Below are 3,430 nucleotides of genomic sequence, written 5' to 3' on the forward strand. Positions count from 1 at the left end.
CCAAAAATACGTGGAAGGAATGCCTCTTTATCGTCAAGAAAAGCAGTTGGAACGATTCGGTGTGTATTTATCACGCCAAACGCTCGCCAACTGGATGATTTATGGTGCAACCAATTGGCTTTCCATTTTACATAAACGGATACATGAGCTATTACTCGAAAACGATATTCTACATGCGGATGAAACTACACTTCAAGTTCTAGCAGAACCTGGACGAAAAGCGAATTCGAAGTCCTATATGTGGATGTATCGAACAGGACGAGACGTACCGCCGATCATCTTATATGATTATCAAACGACTCGTCACAGTAAACATCCGAAGGCTTTTCTAAAAGGATTTAAGGGATATCTGCATGTAGATGGATATGCAGGATATCATGAATTAAAGGATGTCGAACTGGTAGGGTGTTGGGCACATGCAAGGCGAAAATTCGATGAAGCACTGAAGGCATTACCAGCCAATGTGGATAAAACATCATCAACCGCTGCAGAAGGAATTCAATTCTNTCACAGTAAACCTGTGTTAGACGCTTTTTTGGCATGGCTAAAAACAAAACGCCCTCAAGTTCCCCCAAAAAGCAAATTGGGAGAGGCAATTACATATTGTATAAATCAATGGAGTAAGCTCATAGTGTTTTTAGAAGATGGTCGACTTGAAATCGATAATAATCGTGCAGAACGATCGATTAAACCATTCGTGATGGGCCGGAAGGCATGGCTATTTGCACAATCGATGAAAGGTGCATCAGCCAGCGCGATTATTTATAGCATTGTCGAAACAGCTAAAGAGAATCAATTAAATCCATTGAACTACTTAACCTATCTTTTCGAACAATTACCATTGATAGATCACAATGATGTAGAAGCCATCGATCAACTCCTTCCTTGGTCGAAGACAATTCCAGAAGAATGTCGCGTACCAAATAAAACTAAATAGAGCATATAATAAACGCCCACGAAAAAACACGTGGGCGTTATTTTACGCTTACGGTTCAAAGGGGAATAAACAACAAGGAAGCAAAGGATCAAAGGGGAATAAACAACAAGGAAGCAAAGAATCAAAGGAAAACAAAAGCGGCGGTTCCAAAGGTGATAAGCAAAGAGAGAAAGGTTCAAAGGGGAATAAACAACAAGGAAGCAAAGGATCAAAGGAAAACAAAAGCGGCGGTTCCAAAGGTGATAAGCAAAGAGAGAAAGGTTCAAAGGGGAATAAACAACAAGGAAGCAAAGGATCAAAGGAAAACAAAAGCGGCGGTTCCAAAGGTGATAAGCAAAGAGAGAAAGGTTCAAAAGGGAATAAACAACAAGGAAGTAAAGGATCGAAGGGAAATAAAAACGGCTCTAAAGGAGATAAGCAAAGAGAGAAAGGTTCAAAAGGGAATAAACAGCAAGGAAGCGAAGGATCGAAGGGAAATAAAAATGGCTCTAAAGGAGATAAGCAAAGAGAGAAAGGTTCAAAAGGGAATAAACAACAAGGAAGCGAAGGATCGAAGGAAAATTAAAATGGTTCTAAAGGAAAAAAGGAAGAAAATAATGATCGTTCATCATTAGCAGAAGAAATCCAAGAAAAAGTAAAGGAATTTGTTCAAAAACAACAAATGAATGAACAATTAAATAGATCGCTAGGAAATTAAGAATGCCAGGCATGTGCCTGGCATTTTTTAATAATGAAAACGATTAATTATGCGGCTAAGATGAATAGCTTCTTCCGCTAGTTTTGTAGCATTTTGAGCGAGGGAATTTATGCCTTCTACTTGGATATCTACGCTTTCATTTGTAGCTACAACCATATTTGTAAAATCTTCTGCAATTGTATTCACTTGCTTCATAATCTCCTGTAGTTTATTTCCGTCTTCATTGACAAGATCAACAAATTTTCGATTATTTAATACTAAATTTTTTGTTGAAAGCGTTGTTTGAATTAATTGTTCTATTACTTGATCTGTTTGAGAAACGGCTTCCATCCCTTTATCAATAGCCTTCACATTATCTTCAACTTGAGCTACAGTAGTTTCTAAATCATTATATGTTTTTTCTAATAAGGTCATAATTTCTTCTGCGAATTCATTCGTTCCTTCAGCGAGTTTTCGAACTTCATTCGCGACAACTGCAAAGCCGCTTCCCGCTTCACCAGCTCGAGAAGCTTCAATGGAAGCGTTAAGTGCAAGCAAATTTGTCTGTTTGGCGATTCGCGTAATGGAGGCAACTTTTTCCTTCACGGCATTTGCTTCTTGAGTGATTTTACGGATTTTCGCTGCAGAGTTTGCAACTTCAGTTTGAATTTTTGCCATTTGGCTGTGAGCAATTTGAATGGCTTCTTGTCCCTTACTCGCATCTTGTAATGCATCATCTGCACCTACCACAGCTTTCTCCACTTCTTCTTGCATTTCTTGCACTTGATTCATCATCATTTCTACCATTTCATTGGCGTTAGTGATTGAGTAACGCTGTGTTTCTGCACCACTACGGAATGTTTGGATAGCTGCTGATAATTCTTCAAAAGTTGTTGAAATACGTTGTGTTTCTTTTTCTTGTTCTTTACTAATTCGTTCTACTGTTTCCGCGGCATGTTTAAATTCATCAATCATCGCACGAATCCCTAAAATAATTTTATTGATTTCATAACCGATTTGGTGAAATTCATTGCGAAGACCTACCTTTTCAATTTGTGCACTCAAGTTGCCGGAGGATATTTTTTTTGTAACGCTATACCATTCTCGCAAATTTTTCATTATGATCGTATAAAAAATTAAACTAAAAATAACACTAACAATTGCTGTTCCGATGAGGACACTTGTTGTCATAAATAAATCTTTGCTTAAAAAATAAGCGATGATAGCAGGAACTATACTGGACAAAGTAATTAAACTTCCAAATATTGCCCCGATAAAAGGTCGTTGAACAAGTCTACCCATTCTCAGATTAAAGCGTTTTCCATTCTTATCTGTTAACAGTGGGCAAGATGCATCAATAAGTATTTCCCCCGTATCTCTTGGATAAATTTGCAATAGTCCTGTATTGGTTTTAGCAGCAGCTAACCCCACATCATCAGTGAAGGATGAACCTTCTCTTAAGCGGTTCGTATGAATATAACCGAAGCCATTTTCATCAACGATAACAAGGTATTCATCTCGGGCAAGTTCTTGATCCAACACAGTACGAATTTAATTTATTTGTTCTTCAATTGTTTTTTCATGGTCCCACACGCTTCTAACTTTGGATGCGACATTTTGAACTTTCATAAGCGCCTTTTTGGCAACATTTGAACGTAATAATTTACTCATATTCACTCCCCCTGGATATATATCGTATTGTCAAAAATTACTTAATAAAACTTACGTTTTTGTTGATATAACTAGTTTTATATAAAAAAAACTTGCCACCCCCTTAAAATTAGGGTATTTATGAGGTAACCACACACTCAAAAATC

3 protein-coding genes are annotated in these 3,430 nt (G+C 37.4%); 2 read left to right on the plus strand and 1 reads right to left on the minus strand.

Annotation, left to right across the window (positions count from 1 at the left end):
* On the plus strand, positions 1-937 hold a 937-nt coding region (gene tnpC / locus ACFPOH_RS04315), incomplete at its 5' end, for an IS66 family transposase (RefSeq protein ID WP_390308911.1).
* Positions 938-1,089: 152 nt separating this feature from the next.
* The gene (locus tag ACFPOH_RS04320; RefSeq protein WP_390308912.1) at positions 1,090-1,551 is read left to right on the plus strand and encodes a hypothetical protein; all 462 of its coding nucleotides are present in this window, start codon (positions 1,090-1,092) and stop codon (positions 1,549-1,551) included.
* 110 nt (positions 1,552-1,661) lie between these two features.
* Here ACFPOH_RS04320 and ACFPOH_RS04325 read toward each other — a convergent pair whose 3' ends face one another.
* Positions 1,662-3,152, minus strand: coding sequence for a methyl-accepting chemotaxis protein (locus ACFPOH_RS04325; RefSeq protein WP_390308913.1), 1,491 nt, complete (start codon positions 3,150-3,152; stop codon positions 1,662-1,664).
* Positions 3,153-3,430 lie beyond the last annotated feature (278 nt).

Source organism: Ureibacillus suwonensis, from assembly GCF_042655065.1.
GTDB lineage: Bacteria > Bacillota > Bacilli > Bacillales_A > Planococcaceae > Ureibacillus > Ureibacillus suwonensis.